We start from the raw sequence: 19138 nt of genomic DNA, 5'->3' as shown, positions 1-19138 counted from the left end.
ACAGCCCACGCGGGAGCTTATTCGTCGGCGTCGCCCCGGTACTTCTTGAGCTTGTACCAGAGGGTCCGTTCGCTGATCCCGAGCTGCGCCGCCGCGCGGGTCTTGTTGCCGTCACAGCGGCCGAGGGCGGCCTCGATCATGCGTTTCTCGAGGGCCTCGACGACCTCGTTCATCGGCCCCTCCGGCACGTCGCTAGTGGCGCTGCCGGTGGAAGATAACGCAACCGGCGGCGTATCGAAGACGAAATGCGCCTGGCGCAGGGTGCCGCCACCGGCCAGCACCAGCGCCCGCTCGACCATGTTCTCCAACTCGCGCACGTTGCCGGGCCAGGCATAGGTGGCCAGATGCTCGTACAGCCCCGGCTCGGCCAGCGGCGCGCCGCCGCTGCGCCCGTGCTTGGCGGCGAAATGGGCGACCAGGCCGGGAATGTCCTCCTTGCGCTCGCGCAGCGGCGGCAACGCAATGGCGAACACGTTGAGGCGGTAGAACAGATCCTCCCGCAGCCGTCCGTCGGCAATCGCCTGGCGCGGATCGCGGTTGGTGGCGGCGATCATGCGCAGGTCGAGGCTGATCGTCCGGTTGGAGCCGAGACGCTCCAGCGTGCCTTCCTGCAGCACCCGCAACAGCTTGGCCTGCAGGGCCATCGGCATCTCGGTGAGTTCGTCGAGGAACAGGGTACCGCCGTCGGCCAGTTCGAACTTGCCGACCCGCTCCTTCACCGCGCCGGTGAAGGCCCCCTTCTCGTGGCCGAACAGCTCGCTCTCCAGCATCTCGGCGGGAATCGCCGCGCAGTTAATAGGCACAAAGAGCCGCTCGGCCCGCGGCGAGGCGGCGTGGATCGCCCGCGCGGCGAGTTCCTTGCCAGTGCCGGTCTCGCCGGTGATCATCACCGTCGCCTTGCTCGGCGCCACTTGGCGGATCTGCTGATAGACCGCCTGCATCGGTGCGCTAGTGCCGACGAAGCCCTCCCAGCCGCGGTTCAGCTCTTCGCGCAGGAAGGCGTTCTGGCGGCTCATGCGGGCCGAGCCGAGGACCCGCTCGATGGCCAGCTCCAGCGCCTCCAGGTCGAAGGGCCGCAACAGGTAATCGCTGGCGCCGCGCTTCATCGCATCCACCGCGGATTCGACCGTGCCGTGGGCGGTGATGACGATAACCGGCACCGCCAGCCCTTCCTCGCGCAGCCGCGACAGCAGCGTGATGCCGTCCATGTGCGGCATGCGCATGTCGGTGATGATCAGGTCGAGGGGATGCTGCCGGGCCAGTTCCAGCGCCTCCAGGCCATCACCGGCGGAGAAAACCGTGTGCCCCATCTGGCGCAACATGATCTCCAGCACGCGACGCATGTGGGGTTCGTCGTCGGCGACGAGGATGTAACTCGGGTTCATGAGCTGTGCGGCCCCGCATGGCGGGGCAGGCGAAGGGTGAACAAGGCGCCGCCGAGGGGGCTCTGGCCCGCTACGATGGTGCCGCCATGGGCCTGGACGATCTGCTGCACGATGGCGAGGCCGAGGCCCACGCCACCTTCCCGGCGGAAGAAGAAAGCCTCGAAGATGCGCTCGCGCTCCTCTGCCACGATGCCCGGCCCGTCGTCGCCGATGCCGATCTCCAGCGCATCGCCGAGATCCACACTGAAAGCCTTGACGGTGCCACCTTCCGGCAGGATCTGCAGCGCGTTCAGGATCAGATTGAGAAAGACCTGGCTCATCTGCTCGGCGTCCAGCTCGGCAACCGGATCCGTCGCCTCGAGGGCTTCGGCGAACACCACCTGCTTCTTGGACGCCTGGCCGGCAAGTAGCGCAAAACAGCGGCGGATCAGGCCGTGAACATCGGTCGGCACGAACACCGGCGCCCGCGGCCGGGCACTGTCGAGCATCGTCGACACCAGCCGGTTGAGCCTCTCGGTCTCGCTGTCGATGAAGCCGGTCATCTCCCGTCCTTCCGGCGACAGACCCGGCTCCCGCCGCAGCATCTGCGCCGATGAGCGGATGATTCCGAGCGGCGTACGCACCTCGTGGGCGATCACCGACGCCATCTCGCCGACCATCGCCAGCTTGGAGGCCCGCACCAGGTTACGCTGGGATTCGTCAATGTGACCGACCATTTCCACGAAGGCCGTCGACAGTTCGCCGACCTCTCCTGCCCCACCGGGCGGCGCGCCCGCAAGACGACCATCGCGCCGGTAACGGCGGGTGAATTCGGTCAGCGCAACGATGGGCCGGGCGATCGCTCCGCTGACCCACGCTGCCAGCAGCAGGGTCGCGCCGACCAGCGCCCCAAGCAACAGCAGCGCGATCGCCACCATGCGGTGGATCGGCGCCAGCGCCTCGTCGAGGGGCTGGATCACCAGCGTGCGCCAGCCCAGGCCGTCGAAACCACCAAAGGCCGCAGCCCGGCCGACGCCGACCGCCACCGTCGCACCGTAAGCCGGCGTCGCGTCGAGCACGTAGGCACCGGCCGCCGTCGGGATAAGGGTCCACCCGCTCACCGGCCCGGCATCCGCCACCATGGCTTCGCGCAGACGGCGGGACGCCGCAATCAGACGCCCGCTGCCGTCGATGATGGCCAGCGTGCGGCCGTCACCGGCGGCCCGGTCGAGCATCGCATCCACCTGTTGCCAGTCGAACTCCAGACGCAGTTCGCCAAGGGGCGCATCGTCGAAGCGGGACAGGATGGGTGCGCCGATCGACAGGCTTGCTGCCGGCCCCACGGCCCCCGGCGCCGGCAGGCTGAGCGTCAGCGGCGTGCCCGACAGGCTCACTTTCCGGTCAGATCGATCATGCGTGATCACTTGCCCTAAAGCGGCAGGCCGGCTGCTGGCAACGATCCGCCCCGCGGTATCCAGCGCCGACAGATCCCGATACACCCCGCCGTAGCCTTCCTGCAGACGGGCGAGGAACGCCGACAGGCGGCGATCCACGTCCTGCACCTGCAGATCCTGCATGACCTCCAGGCGGCTCCAGATCGCGGCGTTCTGCAGGCGCTCGAACAGCACCTTGTCCAGGTCGGCAGCAATCGCCCCCGCCTGGCTGGCCAGGCTCTGCTCGATCTCGGCCTGCAAGGCCTGGCGCGCCTTGACAAACGCCAGGCCGGCCAGAAGTATGGCGGGCGCCAGGGCCACCACGACGAAGGCCTTGAGCAGGGTGCTGCGGATCGTTACCGGTCTGGGCACGTTATCGACGGAGAACCGCATCGGGACATGGACTGCCGAGTATACGAAAAAGCGCGGGCCTGCCTGTGCGTCCTGCTGCCGACCCTACTTCTGCTGAACGCCCAGGCCCGGGCCGACGACGCCGATGAAGCCCCGACGCCGATCCGCCTCGGCAACTACGAACTGGGGCGCGGCCTGCCCCTCGGCGACAGCGGCTTCACCGTTGGCGGCTACGCCACCGCACGCTACGACGACGTTCGCGGCCGCGATCCGCGCCTCACCGCCGACCACCTGAGCCTGATGCTGTGGTGGGAAGGCGGCGGGCGCCTCAAGTTCTTCTCGGAGACCGACTTCGAGGAAAGCCTGGCGACCAAGCGCACTGGCCCGGACGAAGAACGCTTCCTGGCCCTTGAGCGTTTCTACTTCGACTACACCGTCAACGACACGGCCACCGTACGCGTCGGCAAGTTCCTGACCCCGATCGGGCGCTGGAACCCGATCCACGCCGACCCGCTGGTGTGGACCACGTCCCGCCCGATGGTGACCCACGCGGTCTTCCCTGGCTACGCCACCGGCGTGATGCTGCAGGGCACGACCGAAATCGGTGAGCGGGAGATGGACTACTCGATATATGTCTCGTCCGGTACCGAACTGCGCCGCAAACCCGCCGAAGACCCCTTCACCGAAGCCCGCGGCGTGCACTTCAACCTGCCGGTCAGCAGCAGGCTGCAGGTCGGCCTGTCCCTCGTCGATTTCGAGCAGGACCAGACCCGGGGCGAGCGCAAGCGCCTGGCCGGCATGGATTTCCTGTGGACCCACAATCGCTGGGAGATCTCCGGCGAAGGCATCTACCGCGGATCCAGCGCCGGCGCACCGCATACCGAGAAAGGCGGCTTCGTGCAGGTGGTTGCGCCGCTGCGAGGCCGCCTCTACGCCGTCGGCCGCTTCGAGCAAATGCGCCTGGACGGCACCGATCACCCGGCCCGCAACTGGGTCGCCGGCCTCAACTACCGCTACGACCGGGCCCTGTCGCTGAAGGCCGAGGTCACTGGCGGCAGCCACCTGCCCGACGGCACGCCGGAAGGCCTGCTGGCCTCCATCAGCGTGCTGTTCTGAACCCGCGGATGCCCTTCGCCCCCATCCTGCGCAGCGGCTTCACAGCGTGCCTCGCAGCGCTGCTGCTCGGTGCCGCCAGCCTGGCCGACGCCGCCGAGCTGTCCGGCATCGCGGTGATCGTCGCCCCCGGCTCCACGCTCCGCGACCTGGACAAGCACGAGCTGGCGCTGATCTACAAGCGCAAGAAACGCCTGTGGCCGGACGGCCGCCGGATCGCGCCGGTCAACCTGCCGGCCGGCCAGAACATCCGGAAGGCCTTCTCCGTCGCCATCCTCGGCCATACGCCGGAGGAAATGGACGACTACTGGCGCGACCAGTACTTCCACGGCGAACTACCACCCTTCGTCGCCAGTTCCGAGGAGGCAGTAATCCGCCTCGTCGCCACCACGCCGGGCGCCATCGGCTACGTACCGGCCTGCCTCGCCGACAAGCGGGTGAACGTGGTGTTGACGATAGACGACGGCCTGCCCTGTCCGCGCTGAGGCCTGCAATCCCCGTCTACCTTTTTTGCAGTACTGCAAGTTCTTGCAGTCCCTCCACAAGCCCCTGACGCCACCCGCAACAGGCTGCTTTCCCATATCACATCAATCACTTAATCCCTCTTAAGGGCACATGGCACCCCTTTTGCGATATCGACAGCAAAGCCGGCGCAGCCCGTCGGCCCATCGTCCTCGAAGGGAGTCACCGTGTCGGCACTGCAAATTCCGTTCAGAACCCCGCCCGTCGGCACGCAGCCGGCTGGCATGCCACTTTTCCCGCCCTTCGAGCCTGCGGCCACAGCCCATCCGATCCTCGTCCCGGACAACAAACGCCTGATCGAACACCGCGGCGACGGCCGGCAGGCCGCCGAAGCGATGATCCGCAGCCGTTTCGCCGCCGCCTACGACGCCCGTATCGGGCATTTCATGCCGCGCCTGTTCAGCCTGCAGGAAACAGCGGACCAGCCGATCGGCGTCTGTGGCCTGCGGGAAGCCGCTTTGCAGCCGCTCTTCCTCGAATGCTATCTGGATCAGCCGATAGATGTCGCGATCGGCCGCGCCATCGGTCAGCCGGTCAGCCGCACGAGCATCGTCGAGGTCGGCCAGCTCGCCGGGCGCGGCGCCGGCAGCTTCCGCACACTGATCCTGCGCGTCACCGAGCGCCTGCACGAGGAAGGCCACCGCTGGGTGGTGTTCACCGGCACCACCGCCCTGCGCAACGCCTTCGCCCGCCTCGGCCTGGCCCCACGGGAACTGGCGCTGGCCGACCCCGCCTGCCTGTCCGCCGCGGAGAAGGCCGACTGGGGCAGCTACTACCAGCACAGCCCACGGGTGATGTTCGGCGACATCCGCGAGGGTTTCGCCGCCATCGCCGGGCGTCTCGCAGGAAGCCGGCCGGCATGAGTCACCTGAGCCACCACCCGGGCGCCCTGCTGGCCGCCCTCGTTCGCCACGCGGTAACGACGCCCGACACCATCGCGCTGGAAGGCCCGGCCAGCGGCCTCAGCTACGCAGGCCTCGCCGAAGCCGTCGGCACGCTGGCCGAAACCCTCCTGGCCCTGCGCCCGCGGGTCGTAGGACTGCTCGCCGAAAACGGCCCCGACTGGGCGGTGGCGGATCTGGCCTGCCTCGCCGCCGGCATTCCGCTCGTGCCGCTGCCAACCTTCTTCACAGCAGCCCAGCATGCCCATGCGGTCCGCCAGGCAGGCGTCGACCTGCTGCTGAGCGACCGCCCGGACGCACTGGGCACGCTCGCCCGAGCAGGCACTCCGCGCCGACTGCACGGCAGCCTGTACCTGCGCCGGCTCAACTCGGCACCGGCGCGCCTGCCCTCCGGCACCCTCAAGATCACCTTCACGTCCGGCACCACCGGCACACCGAAGGGCGTCTGCCTGGGCCGCGAGGCCATCGAAAGCGTGGCCGCCAGCCTGCAACAGGCCAGCGCGGCCCGGCCAGACGACCGCCACCTGGCCCTGCTGCCCCTGGCGACGCTACTGGAAAACATCGGTGGACTGTATGTCCCGCTGCTGGCCGGCGCGACGACGCGCCTGCTGCCGGGCGAACAGGTCGGCCTGAACGGCAGCGCCGGCGTCGATCCGGCGCGCCTGCTGACCGCTCTCGGCACCGCCCGTGCCACCTCGACCATCCTCGTACCGCAGTTGCTGCTGGCCCTGGTCGCGGCGCTCCGCACCGGCGCTGCGCAACCGTCCGCGCTGCGCTATGTCGCCGTCGGCGGCGCCCCGGTCTCGCCGCGCCTGCTGGAAGCCGCCACTGCGCGGGGCCTGCCGGTCTTCGAGGGCTATGGCTTGTCGGAATGCGCGTCGGTGGTCGCCGTCAATCGCCCCGGCGACAACCGGCCGGGCAGCGTCGGCCGCCCTCTGCCGCATGTCGCGCTGGCGATCGGCCCCGGCGGCGCCATCCACATCGGCGGCGCCGGCTTTCTCGGCTACCTGGGCGAAGCGCCGCGCGACGGCGCATGGGTCGACACCGGCGACGTCGGCCACCTGGATGCGGACGGTCGGCTGCACATCACCGGCCGCCGCAAGAACATGTTCATCACGGCCTTCGGGCGCAACGTGGCACCGGAATGGGTCGAGCGGGAACTGCTGCTGCAGGCGCCGATCGCCCAGGCCGCGGTGTTCGGCGAGGGCCGCAGCAGCAACGTCGCGGTGATCGTGCCGCGCGGCACGGCCAGCCAAGCCGACATCGACGCAGCCATCGCCGCTGCCAACCGGGATCTGCCCGATTACGCCCGCGTCGGCACGTGGATCCGCGCCACGACGCCTTTCAACCCCGACAACGGGCAGCTCACCGCCAACGGCCGGCCACGCCGCGAGGCCATCGCCAGCGCGTATGCCAACGCACTGACTCCAACCCATCCGTCCGACACATCGAAAGAGACCCATGGACTGCTTTGCTGAACTGGAACAGGCGACCCGCGCCGAACGCACCCGCCTGCTGTCCGCCCCGATCATCGCCGGCGCCTTCGGCGGACGCGTCAGCCGTGCCCAGTACCTGGCCTTCCTGACCCAGGCCTATCACCACGTGCGCCACACCGTGCCGCTGCTGATGAGCTGCTGCGGCCGCCTGCCGGCCCGCCTGGAATGGCTGCGCGACGCCACGGCCCACTACATCGACGAAGAGCTGGGCCACCAGGAATGGATCCTCAACGACATCGCCGCTACCGGCGGTGATGCGGAAGTGGTGCGCCATGGCCAGCCCGCCTTCGAGACCGAGCTGATGGTCGCCTACGCCTACGACACCGTGCAGCGCGGCAATCCAGTCGGCTTCTTCGGCATGGTCTATGTGCTGGAGAGCACCAGCGTCGCGCTGGCCAGCCAGCTGGCCAGCACCCTCGGCCCCGCCCTCGACCTGCCGCCCCGCGCCTTCAGCTATCTGAGCAGCCACGGCAGCCTCGACGTCAGCCACATGGAGCACTTCCGCGCGCTGGTGAATCGCCTCGACGAGCCGGCCGACAAGGCCGCCCTCCTGCACGCGGCCAACCGCTTCTTCCGCCTGTACGGCGACCTCATCCGCAGCCTTCCTACCGGAGACGCAGCATGAAAGACAAGACCATCCTGATCACCGGCGCCAGCGGCGGCATCGGCCGCGCCCTGGCCCGCAGCTTCGCCAGCGCCGGCGCCCGCGTGGTGCTCCTCGGCCGCCAATCCAGGCCGCTGATCGAGCTCGTCGCCAGCCTGCGCGCCGAAGGCCACGAAGCGCGGCTGGTCATCGCCGACCTGCTCACCACATCGCCGGCGGACGTCGCCCGCAAGGCCATCAACGCCTTCGGCAGTCTCGACGGGATCATCAACTGCGCCGGCGTACAGCACTTCGGGCTGAGTGCCGACCAATCGGCCGCCGCCACCGCCGAGACCTTCGCAGTGAATACCGTGGCGCCGATCCAGCTGATCCAGGCCCTGCTGCCCCACCTGCAAGGCCGCCCCGAAGCCCATGTCGTCAATGTCGGCTCGATCTTCGGCTCCATCGCCTTCCCGTGCTTCGCCACCTACTCCGCCAGCAAGTTCGCGCTGCGCGGCTACTCGGAAGCCCTGCGGCGGGAACTGGCCGGCGGACCGGTGCAGGTGCACTACGTGGCCCCCCGCTACACCCGCACCGCGATCAACAGCGAAGCCGTCGCCCACATGGCCGACGCGCTCGGCATGCACCAGGACAGCCCCGAGGCCGTCGCCGAGCAGGTCCTCGCCGCCGTACTGCACAAGGCGGCCGACACCTACCTGGGCTGGCCGGAGAAGCTCTTCGTCCGCCTCAACGCCATCCTGCCGCGCCTGGTGGACCGGGCGCTGATCCGCCAAGGGCGCCAGATGCGCCCCTTCGCCCGCCACCATCTGGCCGAATCCAACTAGGAGCCCCTCATGAAGAAACCCCTCGCCACCCTGCTGCTCGCCCTGCTGTCCGCCACCGCGCTGGCCGATGACGGCAAGCTCGAACCTTCCGTCGCCGACATCGCCCACCGCTGGGCGCGCATCAACTACCAGGCCCCGACCAAGGAGCACGAGAAAGCCTTCAAGGAGCTCGCCGAGCAGGCCGACAAGCTGGTCGTCGCGGAGCCCGGCAAACCCCAGCCGATGGTCTGGGAAGCCATTGTGCTGGCCAGCTACGCCAAGGCCAACGGCGGCCTCGGTGCGTTGTCTGCCGCCAAGCAGGCCCGCGACCTGCTGCTGGCCGCCGAGAAGATCGACCCGCAAACGCTCCACGGTTCCGTCTACACCAGTCTCGGCAGCCTCTACGCCAAGGTGCCGGGCTGGCCGATCGGTTTCGGCGACAAGGAGCGGGCCCGCAAGTATCTGGACACGGCGCTGAAGATGAACCCGAAGGGCATCGACGCCCACTACTTCTACGCCGACTACCTGGCCGACAAGGGCGACTACGCCGCCGCCGTCGAGCATCTGCAGCAAGCCCTCGCAGCCCCGCCTCGCCCCGGCCGCGAAGATGCGGATGCCGGCCGCCACAAAGACGTGCAGACCCTGCTCGACGAAATCCGCAGCAAGCACGCCGACAAGCTGGCCGCCAGATGAACACCCGGGCCGCCCCCGCCACCGCCCCGGCCTGGCGCAGCCGCCTGGTGGATTACACCCTGTGCGCGCTGGCCGCCGCCTGCGGCATGGCCGGCTACGACTGGCTGTACCGCGAAATTCTGGCCATGTGCTTCTGACGCCGACGCGCGGTCAGCCGGCTGGCGACCGGTGGCGCAGCAGTGGCAAGGCGCCCAGCAAGGCCAGCCCCGCACACAGGGCACCGGCCAGGAAGGTCGCGCGGGAGCCGAAGGCATCCCACAGGCCGCCGGCAATTACGCTGGCGGCTAGCAGCGCGAGGCCGCCGACCAAGTTGAAGACGCCAAAGGCCGTGCCCCGCAACTCGGCCGGCGCAGCATCGGCCACCAGTGTCGCCAGCAGGCCCTGGGTCATGCCCATGTGCAGCCCCCACAGCACCAGTCCCAGCACGAAGCCGGGCAGCCCATCGACCACCCCCAGCGCCAGATCGGCCAGCACCAGCACGGCCAGGCCCAGCGTCAGCAGCATGCCCCGGTGGCAACGGTCGGCCAGCACGCCGATCGGGTAGCAGGACAGGAAATACACCACGTTCATCACCACCAGCACCGCCGGTACATAAATCAGCGTCACACCAACCTCCTGCGCCCGTAGCACCAGGAAGGCCTCGCTGAAGCGGGCCAGCGTGAATACCGCGGAGAGCGCTACGATGCCCCAGTAGAAAGCCGGCAGGCGCGCCAGCTCGGCCCGCGACAAGGGTATGCGCGGTTTATGGATCTCATTCCGCGGCGCGTCGTGCACGGCCAGCAGGATCACCGCGAAGGACGCGAAGGCCGGGATCACCGCGAACCAGAACACCAGCGGAATGTTGTCGCCGGTCAGCCCCATCAGGCCGATCGCCAGCAGCGGGCCGATGAAGCCGCCGGCGGTATCGAGGGACTGGCGCAGCCCGAAAGCCGCCCCGCGCAGCTCCGGCGGTGCCAGATCGGCGATCAGCGCGTCCCGCGGCGCACCGCGGATGCCCTTTCCGATGCGGTCCACAAAACGGGCCGCCACCACCCAGCCGAGCGTCCCGGCCAGCGGGAACACCGGCTTGGTGAACGCCGCCAGGCCGTAGCCCAGCGCGGCCAGCAGCTTGCGCCGACCGAGCCAGTCGGACAGCGCCCCCGAAAACACCTTGGTGATTGCCGCGGTTGCCTCGGCGACCCCTTCGATGAAGCCGACCGCGAGCATCGATGCTCCCATCACCGACACCAGATAGACCGGCAGCAGCGCATGGATCATCTCGGACGAGATGTCCATCAGCATCGACACCAGCCCCAGCGCCCAGATGCCACGCGGAATCCGCCCCGCCACCGCCCCCAACGCACGATCCGCCTTGCTGCTGGAATCCATCCGAGGTCCCTCCTTTCAGACGATGGCCCGACATTGCCGAGGCCCAACACAACCGTCCAGCCCGGGATCGCCAACCCCGCGCCGCCAGGCACCCGACCGCTTGCTGCCACACCATCGCCAATACCCATTATGGGCATTCAGTACTTTCGCCATATCGCAGTGACTTCCTTCCTGCGCAAGCCCTCATCCTTTATGTATATTCCATTCAGTTTTCAATGCAGGTACGGCAACCGACGCCCACCCAGCCATAACCCGAAAGCAGCACACAGTGAACAAGAACGTTTCGATGATCCTGCTGATCGTCACCTGCTTCATCCTGTTCCTGATGGGAAATCTGGTCGCGTCCCGGGACTCCATCTGGCACCAGACGGAGGATCGCGCAACCACCCTAGCACGCATGATCGAACAGCATGCCTCGGGCAACATCGATCGGGTGGACGACATGCTGCAAAGCATCGGCGAACGCGTCACCATCGCCGACCTGAGCAACGCCCGCCAGCTTGCGAGCACGCGCCGGGAAGAACTGAGCGCCTTGCTCGTCAGCCACCAGCAGCGTACCAATGGCGTGGTTTCCATCTCCCTGACCGACGCAGCCGGCCTGGTCTTCGCCAACTCAGTCGGCACCCCGCCGGGCAGCACACTGGAAGACCGGAACTACTTTCTCGAACTCAAGAACGGAGCCCGTCGCCAACCGGTAGTGTCCGGCGCAATCAAGGGGCGAGTCTCGAAAAAATGGGGCATCCAGATTGCCCGCCGGCTCGATCTGCCCGACGGCAGCTTTGGCGGCATGATCGTCGCCAACTTCGGCCTTGCCGAGGGCTTTCTGGATTACTACGCCACCCTCGGCCTGTCGCCGCGCACACGCATCAGTCTTGTGGACGGAAGCGGCAACATCATTGTCCGCCAGCCCGCGGTCGAGGCAGCCATCGGGCAGCCACGCACGACCCAGGCCGTTGCCAACGCAATTCGCAGCGGCAGCACCGATGGCCTGGAAATTGGCGTTTCGCCGCTCGACAACATCGAGCGCATGAACGCTTATCGCAAGGCGATCCGCCACCCCCTGTACATCGTGGTAGGAATTCCCCTCGATGAAGCCTTCGCGGAATGGAACCGGGGCCTGCTGCTGAGCCTCCTGGGCGGCACCGTGCTGGTCATCCTCGGCCTGCTGGTGGCGCGGGCCATGCACCGGCAGAACCAGGCCGACCTCCTGCTGGAGGAGCGCACGCGCCAACTCGAAGAAAGCAACCACCGCCTCGCCGAACGCTCGACCGAACTGATCGCGGCACGCGATGCCGCCGAACAGGCCAGCCAGGCCAAGAGTGCCTTCCTGGCCAACATGAGCCACGAGATCCGCACCCCGATGAACGCCATCATAGGTGCCGGGCACCTCCTCAGATCTAGCAATCCCCGGCCGGACCAGCAGGACTGGATCCAGCACATTTCCACCGCGGCCTCCCATCTGCTCGCCCTCATCAACGACATCCTCGACCTTTCCAAGATCGAAGCCGGCAAGCTCCAGCTGGAAGCCACCGACTTCCGGACAGCCAGCGTGGTCCAGCAGGCCGTCGAGATGATCACCGCGCGGGCGCGGGCCAAAGGCCTCCGGGTCGGGGTGGACATCGCCGGGTTGCCACCGGCGATGCACGGCGATGCCACCCGCATCAGCCAGATCCTGGTCAACTACCTGGGCAACGCGGTCAAATTCACCGAGCGCGGGCACATCGCGCTGCGCGGCTTCGTCCTCGTGGAAGATCACGACGGCTGGATGATCCGCTTCGAAGTCAGCGACACCGGCATCGGCCTGGACGCCAGCCAACAGGTCCGCCTGTTCGAGGCCTTCGAGCAGGCGGACCAAGGCACAACCCGCAAGTTCGGCGGCACCGGCCTAGGCCTCGCGATCACCCGCCACCTGGCCCGACTAATGGACGGCGAGGTCGGCGTGGAGGCCAGCCCCGGCAGCGGTGCCACCTTCTGGGTCACCCTGCGGCTCGGTCGTGCTGCGGACATCCCGCTCAACGATCCCCTCGACAGCAGCGCACGTGATTCGGGTATTGCCCTCCGCCTGGCAAGTGAGTGCGGCAGCTGCCGCCTCCTGCTGGCCGAAGACATGGAAGCCAACCAGCAGGTCGCCCTGGCACTGCTGGCCGAGGCGGGCCTCCATGCCGACCTGGCCCGTACCGGCGTGGAGGCCGTTGCCATGGCCCGCGAGCAAAGCTACGACCTGATCCTGATGGACATGCAGATGCCGGAAATGGACGGCATCGAGGCGACCCGCGCGATCCGTGCCCTGCCCGGCTATGCGCAGACCCCCATTCTTGCGATGACCGCCAATGCCTTCGCCGAGGACCGCCAGGCCTGTCTCAACACCGGCATGAACGACCACATCACCAAGCCGGTCGATCCCGAAGCCCTGTACGCCACGCTGCTGGCCTGGCTGCCGGCCAAACCCCGCAGCGACGCCGGGGGCGAGGCCTCCTCCCCGTCGGCGCCGCCAGCAGCCGACCCACTGACGGGGATTGGCGACATTCCCGAACTGGATGTGGCCACCGGACTGCGCAATACCGGCGGCAAACCAGTGGCCTACCGAACCCTACTGCAGGGCTTCCGCCGCAGCGTGCAGCAGGAACGCACACAGCTGCGCCAGGCCCTCGACGAACGGGACCATAACGCACTCAAGCGTCGCGCCCACGCCCTCCGGGGCACTGCGGCCACCCTCGGGCTGGGCAGGATTACCGACACTTGCCTGGATCTCGAGAGCGCCCTCGGCAGCGCCCTGCCCGACAGCGTCATCAGCGACCACTGGCAGGCCGTCGATGATGCGCTCATACGCTTCGAGACACATTCCTGGCCGCTGGCAACTTAACACCGGGCCAGCGTCGCGCACAGCGTCACAGCCGCCCTGCTATGCAGGCTGCAATGACGTGCAAACGGCAGTTTTTCGCAAAAGCGTAGCGCCGACTCGGCTAAACTTGGTGCCCGGCTGAACACCTACCCCTGTCGCTCCCTTGTCCACACGCAAAGCCCTCGCCTTCTCGTTTCTCGACCGCTACGCCAGCCACGCCATTGGCATGGTCTCGTCGATGATCATTGCGCGTCTCCTCACACCTGGCGAGCTGGGCGTCTTCTCGGTAACGATGGTGTTGCTGGCCTTTCTCAGCACGGTTCGCGATCTGGGCGCCGGCGAATATCTGGTCCAGGAAAAGGAGCTGACCACGGCCCGCGTCCGTGCAGTATGGGCGGTGCAGCTGGGCCTCGGCCTCGGCCTTGCGCTGATCATCCTGCTTGCCGCGGTACCCGTCTCCGCCTTTTACGGAGAACCGAAGATGCGCGACATCATGTTCGTCATCGCGCTCAATTACGCCATCAACCCCTTCGGCTCCTTGACCTACGCCTACCTGATCCGGGAAATGCGCTTCGACTCGATCGCGTTGATCCGCTTTTCCGGGACCATGACCGGCACCGTCGTCTCGCTCACGCTGGCCTGGCAGGGCTACGGCCCCATCAGCCTGGCCCTGGGCATGTTCGCGACGACGCTGGTGAGCGCGCTCACCTCCATCTACTTCCGCCCCAAGTCCTTTCCGTGGATTCCGGGGACCAGCGAAATCCGGCGCGTGCTGTCATTCGGCGGCAAGCTGACCTCCACGTCCCTGCTGAACACCCTGAGCAGCAACGCCCCCGAACTCCTGCTTGGCAAGATGCAGAACATGGCTGCCGTCGGCTTCTACTCCCGCGCCAGCGGCCTCGTGGCCATCTTCAACCGGCTGATCACCGACCCCATCATCACTGTCGCAATGTCCGGTTTTGCCCGGCAACGTCGGGAACACGGCCAATTCACCGAGGCTTTTCTGAAGGCCAACGCCTACATCTGCGCCCTGGGATGGTCGTTCTGCCTCGTCCTGATCCTGCTCGCGCATCCGATCACCCACGTCCTGTATGGCACCCAGTGGGATGACTCCGTCGACCTCGCACGGATTCTGGCGATCGGCAACATGTTTGTCGCTCCCGTCACACTTGGCGCTGCCGCGCTGACAGCCTCCGGGCAGGCCGGCCGCATGCTGATGATCACTGGCATCACCTCCGTCACCACCATCGTGCTGGCAGTAGGTGGTGCGGCCCTTGGCGTCACCCTGTTGGCCTGGTCGATGACGCTGACGGCAGCCGTCAGCGCCGCTGTGTGGATCCACATGCTCAAGGCCGTGGTCGGCTTTTCCTGGAGCCAGCTCTTCGATGCCCTGTGGCGCAGTGCGCTGATTGCGCTGGCCTCGGCCATCGGTCCCCTGATCGTCGTCGCGGAGTTCGGGCTGGCCCCCGAAAACAGCCTGCTTGCAGTCGGGCTCGGCGGCACGGGCGCATCAATCGGCTTCATCGGCGCGGCCATCCTGACCGGTCACCCGCTCCGGGAGGAATTGAGCAGTGCCTGGACCAAACTCCGCGCACGCGTCAAACCAGGCTAGATTGAACCGCAGCTTGGTCCCTTGCTCCCCAAACAGCTTGAACACGATGCAAACCCGATGTTGTCTCCAGCAGGCTCCTTTGCCGAATCAATCCGATACGCAATTCCAAGAGGTGTGCCGTGCGTGATCTGTTAATGGTTCTGATCCTGTTCTACGTATTGCCAAGCGCAGTCCGGCATACCTACGTCGCCGTCAACCTGTGGACGTGGATCAGCATCATGAATCCTCACCGGCTGGCCTATGGATTCGCCCATAACGCGCCCTTTGCGGCCATCGCCGCCGCCGCCGCGCTGATCTCCCTCGTCGTCACCAAGGACAAGCTCGAATTGCCCAAGGCGCGTCCGGTCATCTTTCTGATGCTCTTCGTGGGTTGGATGTGCATCACCACGGCCGCCTCCCTGTATCCCACTGAATCCATCGTTCAGCTGACGAAGGTCCTCAAGATCCAGATCATGACCTTCGTAGCACTCGCCGCGCTGAAGGAGCGCAAGCACATTGAGCTGTTCATCTGGATGAACGTCATCTCGATCGGCTTTTATGGCCTGAAAGGGGGGGTATTCACCATTACCAGCGGTGGTGCACAACGCGTTTGGGGGCCGCCCGGCGGCTTTATCGAAGGCAACAATGAGCTCGGGGCCGCACTGATCATCACCATCCCGCTGATGAATTACCTGCGCCTCGCCTTCCCGAACAAGTGGATCAAGCGCGGCCTGCTGGCCATGATGCTCTTTTCCGCCATCGCGGCACTGGGCACCCAGTCCCGCGGGGCCTTCCTGGCCATCTGCGCGATGGGGTTCGCCCTGTGGCTACGCTCGGATCACAAATTGCTCACCGGCATCTTCGTGGCGGTGCTCGCCGCCCTGCTCGTTGGCTTCATGCCCTCCAGCTGGGAAAACCGGATGCAGACGATCAACAACTATGAGGCTGACGGTTCTGCGATGGGGCGTATCAACGCATGGCAACTGGCCATCAACATCGCAAATCACCGTCTGACTGGTGCCGGCTACGAAGCCTATACACCCGAGACGTTTGCAATGTACGCGCCAAACCCGATGGACATCCACGTTGCCCACAGTATCTATTTCTCGGTGCTGGGCGAGCACGGCTATATCGGCCTGTTCCTCTTCCTGGGCGTATGGCTGGGTGCCTACAGCATGGCGGGGCGAATTCGAAAAGAGACCAAGAATGACAAAGAGCTTTTCTGGCTATTCCACTTAGCGGGGATGTGTCAGGTTTCGCTAATCGGCTATGGCGTCGGTGGCGCCTTCTTGAGCCTTGCCTACTTCGACCTTCCTTACAACATCATGGTCGTGGTGGTGAGCTCGTGGTATTGGCTGAAGGCCCACGGCAAGAAAGCCGAATCCTCCACCCCATCCGTCGCAATGCAGCCCTCCTGACCCACCAGCTCCGGACACAACGGACTGTGATCCAGTCGACCGGGGCACATTCGTCAGGGCACACAAAACAAAGCGGCCTCTCGGGCCGCTTTGTTTTCATTGACGCAGGGCTCTCAGATCAACGCGATTCCTTGATGAGTCGGCCACGCACCGACTGGATCGGTCGAGCGTTCATCGGATAGAGGCGGGAGAAGATCGCAATCTGCTCTGCCGCCACCGGCTGGGGCTGCTTCATCACCATCCACAGCACACCTTCACTGCACGGCGGCGTGGTCAGGGAGCCCATGTAGGTGTAGTAGCTGCGGTTCTCCGGCAGGAACTGGTTCAGATCGATGCTGACCCCCTCTGGCGAATAATCGACGTTCTTCTCCAGCGGCAGGTTGTTCCACAGGGTCTGGATCAAGGAGTGGGCCTGGCCGCGCTCAAGCAGCACGGCAACCACCGCCAAGCGGCCATCCAGATCCTTGTGCACCAGGTGCACCACCATGTCGAAGCCACGCCCGTTGACGCGCTCTTCCGACGGGCGATGGAAATGGAACTGGACTAGGTCATAGACGCGCCCCATCACGGACATCGTGTTGCCCTGCCCCAGATTCACCTGGATGGTGTGACCATTGTCCACAATGCGGAAATTGGACAGCCGATAGTCGAAGCGGATGGGCTCGAGATCGACCTTGATGCCCTCACGGATATCGATCGGTGACTGCCTCTCACCATTTCCGCACAACTGCCACTCTGGCTTGAGGGAACCCCAATTCGGGGGGCCGTTGTCCCCCTCGTAGCTCCAGTGGATCTCGTGATGCGCCAGCGCCACCGGACGCGGCGACTCGACATACTGGACCGGAGCCCGTACGACCCGCGGCCTGGGGCGTGGCGCCGGAATGTACACCGGCACCCGTTGCACCTCGGGCGGAGCGGCCTCGGCCCGGGCAGGCTTCTCCGCCGCTTCGGTCTTGGCCGGCGGCGCGGGCTTGTCGATAAGGTTCTTCTTGATGGGCAGGGTGATTTCCTCGCCGCGCTCACCCTTGCCTTCCGCCACCTGGGTCGTGACCGGCTTGTCGACGCCCTTGGCCGGACGATAATCCGCAGAACGCAGCTCGGGCTTGCCAGCCTGGGCCGTCTGGGCTGCTTTCGACGCCGTCTTGGCGAGCTGGGAGATGTCGGCCACCCCGCCTGCGGGCTTGCAGACGTCGCGCCACAAGCGCTCATCCACGCTGCCCGGCGTCACCTGCATGTCTTTCTCGACCTTGACCTTCTCGTCCTTGATGACCATCGCGTCGGCGTCGAGATAGACGCGCTTGACCGTGGCGAAAGTCTGGTTGCGGCAGTCGTAGCGATTCAGCGCCTTCACCGACGTGTAGCCTGCAGCAGCGGCTTCAGCCTCCGACAGAACGATGCGTCCCCAGGCTACCTTGGTGCCGGGATCGGACTGCAGGATGCTTGCGCGGTCGAGCTCGATGGTCCGCTTCTTGTCGGATGCGACAGTCTGCCAGTCGGCCGCCAGAGCGGACGTCACACCGGCTAACGCCAGCAGGGTTACGAGGGTTCGCATGCGATGGCGCATGGTTGCGTCTCCGGGAAATATGCGTGGCCAGTGGGTGGCCGATTGCTAGCTATTTCGGCCGGGATGGCCAAAACCTTTAGGCATGGCGCCATTCCCGCCGGATTCTTCCCCTGCAGACCACCGTCCCCAAGCCTCCGGTATCGACAGAAAATCCCGCCAAATCTTGCGTTTACCTGTGGCTTCCAGTACTTTGCCGGCACAAACGTTAGGGGTGCCGCGGCGCTTGATCGCCCGGCTGAGAATTACCCTCCGAACCTGATCCGGGTCGTACCGGCGTAGGGAAACGTGGCTCCTGCCGCCTTTCCCTCTTCCGGCGGCCCTCCCCCAAAGGAGCCTCCATGAACGCCACCGACAAATTCCTCGCTGCGTCCGCCCATGTGGACGAAGCGGCCGTTGCGCCGCTACCCAATTCCCGCAAGATCCACGTCGAAGGCTCCCGCCCGGACATCCGCGTGCCGATGCGCGAGATCACCCAGGCCGATACGCCGACCGGTTTCGGCGGTGAGAAGAACCCGCCGATCTTCGTCTACGACTGTTCCGGCCCCTACACCGACCCGACCGCCCGCATCGACATCCGCTCCGGCCTGCCGGCCCTGCGTCAGGGCTGGATCGAAGAGCGCGGCGACACCGAAGTGCTGCCCGACCTGTCCTCCGAATTCGGCCGCGCCCGCGCCGCCGATCCGAAACTCGACGAGCTGCGCTTCCCCGGCCTGCACCGCAAGCCCCGCCGTGCCAAGGCCGGTGCCAACGTCTCCCAGATGCACTACGCCCGCCAGGGGATCATCACGCCGGAGATGGAATTCGTCGCCATCCGCGAGAACGTGAATCGGGCCGCCTACCTCGAGAGCCTGCGCGCCACCGGCCCGCAGGGCGAGAAGATGGCCGCCCTCCTGACCCGCCAGCACAAGGGCCAGGACTTCGGCGCCGCCATCCCGGGCGAGATCACCCCCGAATTCGTGCGTTCCGAAGTCGCCCGCGGCCGCGCCATCATCCCTAACAACATCAACCACCCCGAGTCCGAGCCGATGATCATCGGCCGCAACTTCCTCGTGAAGATCAACGCCAACATCGGCA

General features: G+C 66.5%; 16 protein-coding genes and 1 riboswitch. Of the genes, 12 read left to right on the top strand and 4 right to left on the bottom strand.

Annotated elements, in window-relative coordinates; all coding sequences use genetic code 11:
* Positions 1-17: 17 nt before the first annotated feature.
* Positions 18-1385: a sigma-54-dependent transcriptional regulator gene (locus ACE3RX_RS02440; RefSeq protein ID WP_374479952.1), complete on the bottom strand. Its 1368-nt coding sequence runs from the start codon at positions 1383-1385 to the stop codon at positions 18-20.
* Positions 1382-3190, bottom strand: coding sequence for an ATP-binding protein (locus ACE3RX_RS02435; protein ID WP_374479950.1), 1809 nt, complete (start codon positions 3188-3190; stop codon positions 1382-1384). The genes ACE3RX_RS02440 and ACE3RX_RS02435 overlap by 4 nt, the downstream gene beginning before the upstream one ends.
* A 6-nt stretch (positions 3191-3196) precedes the next feature.
* Here ACE3RX_RS02435 and ACE3RX_RS02430 point away from each other — a divergent pair, with 6 nt between their 5' ends.
* The 8 genes from ACE3RX_RS02430 (at position 3197) to ACE3RX_RS02395 (ending at position 9418) form a co-directional block, all read left to right on the top strand.
* Positions 3197-4264 (top strand): hypothetical protein, encoded by a 1068-nt coding sequence (locus tag ACE3RX_RS02430; RefSeq protein WP_374479948.1) that lies wholly within the window; start codon positions 3197-3199, stop codon positions 4262-4264.
* 8 nt (positions 4265-4272) lie between these two features.
* Positions 4273-4746, top strand: a complete 474-nt coding sequence (locus tag ACE3RX_RS02425) for a hypothetical protein (RefSeq protein ID WP_374479946.1) — start codon at positions 4273-4275, stop codon at positions 4744-4746.
* A gap of 261 nt (positions 4747-5007) precedes the next feature.
* The gene (locus ACE3RX_RS02420; protein WP_374479944.1) at positions 5008-5646 is read left to right on the top strand and encodes a thermostable hemolysin; all 639 of its coding nucleotides are present in this window, start codon (positions 5008-5010) and stop codon (positions 5644-5646) included.
* Positions 5643-7163, top strand: coding sequence for an AMP-binding protein (locus ACE3RX_RS02415; protein WP_374479942.1), 1521 nt, complete (start codon positions 5643-5645; stop codon positions 7161-7163). The genes ACE3RX_RS02420 and ACE3RX_RS02415 overlap by 4 nt, the downstream gene beginning before the upstream one ends.
* A complete protein-coding gene (locus tag ACE3RX_RS02410; protein ID WP_374479940.1) occupies positions 7147-7806 on the top strand; it encodes a TenA family transcriptional regulator in 660 nt (219 codons plus the stop codon). The genes ACE3RX_RS02415 and ACE3RX_RS02410 overlap by 17 nt, the downstream gene beginning before the upstream one ends.
* Positions 7803-8609 (top strand): SDR family oxidoreductase, encoded by an 807-nt coding sequence (locus ACE3RX_RS02405; RefSeq protein ID WP_374479938.1) that lies wholly within the window; start codon positions 7803-7805, stop codon positions 8607-8609. Before ACE3RX_RS02410 ends, ACE3RX_RS02405 begins: the two co-directional genes overlap by 4 nt.
* Positions 8610-8618: 9 nt before the next feature.
* Complete coding sequence (locus ACE3RX_RS02400) at positions 8619-9281, top strand: tetratricopeptide repeat protein (protein WP_374479936.1); 663 nt, start codon at positions 8619-8621, stop codon at positions 9279-9281.
* Positions 9278-9418 (top strand): hypothetical protein, encoded by a 141-nt coding sequence (locus tag ACE3RX_RS02395; RefSeq protein ID WP_374479934.1) that lies wholly within the window; start codon positions 9278-9280, stop codon positions 9416-9418. Before ACE3RX_RS02400 ends, ACE3RX_RS02395 begins: the two co-directional genes overlap by 4 nt.
* A 13-nt stretch (positions 9419-9431) precedes the next feature.
* Here the strand turns inward: ACE3RX_RS02395 and ACE3RX_RS02390 are convergent, their stop codons facing one another.
* Positions 9432-10649 carry an MFS transporter gene (locus tag ACE3RX_RS02390; RefSeq protein WP_374479932.1) on the bottom strand — a complete coding sequence of 406 codons (1218 nt, stop codon included), beginning with the start codon at positions 10647-10649 and terminating at the stop codon, positions 9432-9434.
* A gap of 268 nt (positions 10650-10917) precedes the next feature.
* Here ACE3RX_RS02390 and ACE3RX_RS02385 point away from each other — a divergent pair, with 268 nt between their 5' ends.
* From ACE3RX_RS02385 to ACE3RX_RS02375, 3 genes are all read left to right on the top strand, one after another.
* A complete protein-coding gene (locus tag ACE3RX_RS02385; protein ID WP_374479929.1) occupies positions 10918-13512 on the top strand; it encodes a response regulator in 2595 nt (864 codons plus the stop codon).
* Between the two features lie 142 nt (positions 13513-13654).
* Positions 13655-15103: a lipopolysaccharide biosynthesis protein gene (locus tag ACE3RX_RS02380; RefSeq protein ID WP_374479927.1), complete on the top strand. Its 1449-nt coding sequence runs from the start codon at positions 13655-13657 to the stop codon at positions 15101-15103.
* 119 nt (positions 15104-15222) lie between these two features.
* The gene (locus ACE3RX_RS02375) at positions 15223-16500 is read left to right on the top strand and encodes a putative O-glycosylation ligase, exosortase A system-associated (RefSeq protein ID WP_374479925.1); all 1278 of its coding nucleotides are present in this window, start codon (positions 15223-15225) and stop codon (positions 16498-16500) included.
* A gap of 118 nt (positions 16501-16618) precedes the next feature.
* Here ACE3RX_RS02375 and ACE3RX_RS02370 read toward each other — a convergent pair whose 3' ends face one another.
* Entirely contained in the window at positions 16619-18064 is a 1446-nt protein-coding gene (locus ACE3RX_RS02370; RefSeq protein WP_374479923.1) for a surface-adhesin E family protein, read from the bottom strand.
* Positions 18065-18261: 197 nt separating this feature from the next.
* Positions 18262-18363: riboswitch (TPP riboswitch) on the top strand.
* A 39-nt stretch (positions 18364-18402) separates the two neighbouring features.
* Here ACE3RX_RS02370 and ACE3RX_RS02365 point away from each other — a divergent pair.
* The coding region (locus ACE3RX_RS02365; protein WP_374479921.1) for a phosphomethylpyrimidine synthase ThiC at positions 18403-19138 on the top strand (736 nt) is incomplete at its 3' end.

This window comes from Zoogloea sp. (assembly GCF_041914405.1).
Lineage (GTDB): Bacteria > Pseudomonadota > Gammaproteobacteria > Burkholderiales > Rhodocyclaceae > Zoogloea.
The sequence above is the reverse complement of the archived record's forward strand: the minus strand, read 5'-3'. Positions and strand labels throughout refer to the sequence as shown.

Coding starts and splice junctions, on each gene's coding strand:
- ACE3RX_RS02405 (WP_374479938.1), top strand. CDS start 7,803: ATGAAAGACAAGACCATCCTGATCACCGGCGCCAGCGGCGGCATCGGC.
- ACE3RX_RS02370 (WP_374479923.1), bottom strand. CDS start 18,064: ATGCGCCATCGCATGCGAACCCTCGTAACCCTGCTGGCGTTAGCCGGT.
- ACE3RX_RS02420 (WP_374479944.1), top strand. CDS start 5,008: ATGCCACTTTTCCCGCCCTTCGAGCCTGCGGCCACAGCCCATCCGATC.
- ACE3RX_RS02410 (WP_374479940.1), top strand. CDS start 7,147: ATGGACTGCTTTGCTGAACTGGAACAGGCGACCCGCGCCGAACGCACC.
- ACE3RX_RS02425 (WP_374479946.1), top strand. CDS start 4,273: ATGCCCTTCGCCCCCATCCTGCGCAGCGGCTTCACAGCGTGCCTCGCA.
- ACE3RX_RS02415 (WP_374479942.1), top strand. CDS start 5,643: ATGAGTCACCTGAGCCACCACCCGGGCGCCCTGCTGGCCGCCCTCGTT.
- ACE3RX_RS02430 (WP_374479948.1), top strand. CDS start 3,197: ATGGACTGCCGAGTATACGAAAAAGCGCGGGCCTGCCTGTGCGTCCTG.
- ACE3RX_RS02435 (WP_374479950.1), bottom strand. CDS start 3,190: ATGCGGTTCTCCGTCGATAACGTGCCCAGACCGGTAACGATCCGCAGC.
- ACE3RX_RS02390 (WP_374479932.1), bottom strand. CDS start 10,649: ATGGATTCCAGCAGCAAGGCGGATCGTGCGTTGGGGGCGGTGGCGGGG.
- ACE3RX_RS02400 (WP_374479936.1), top strand. CDS start 8,619: ATGAAGAAACCCCTCGCCACCCTGCTGCTCGCCCTGCTGTCCGCCACC.
- ACE3RX_RS02395 (WP_374479934.1), top strand. CDS start 9,278: ATGAACACCCGGGCCGCCCCCGCCACCGCCCCGGCCTGGCGCAGCCGC.
- ACE3RX_RS02440 (WP_374479952.1), bottom strand. CDS start 1,385: ATGAACCCGAGTTACATCCTCGTCGCCGACGACGAACCCCACATGCGT.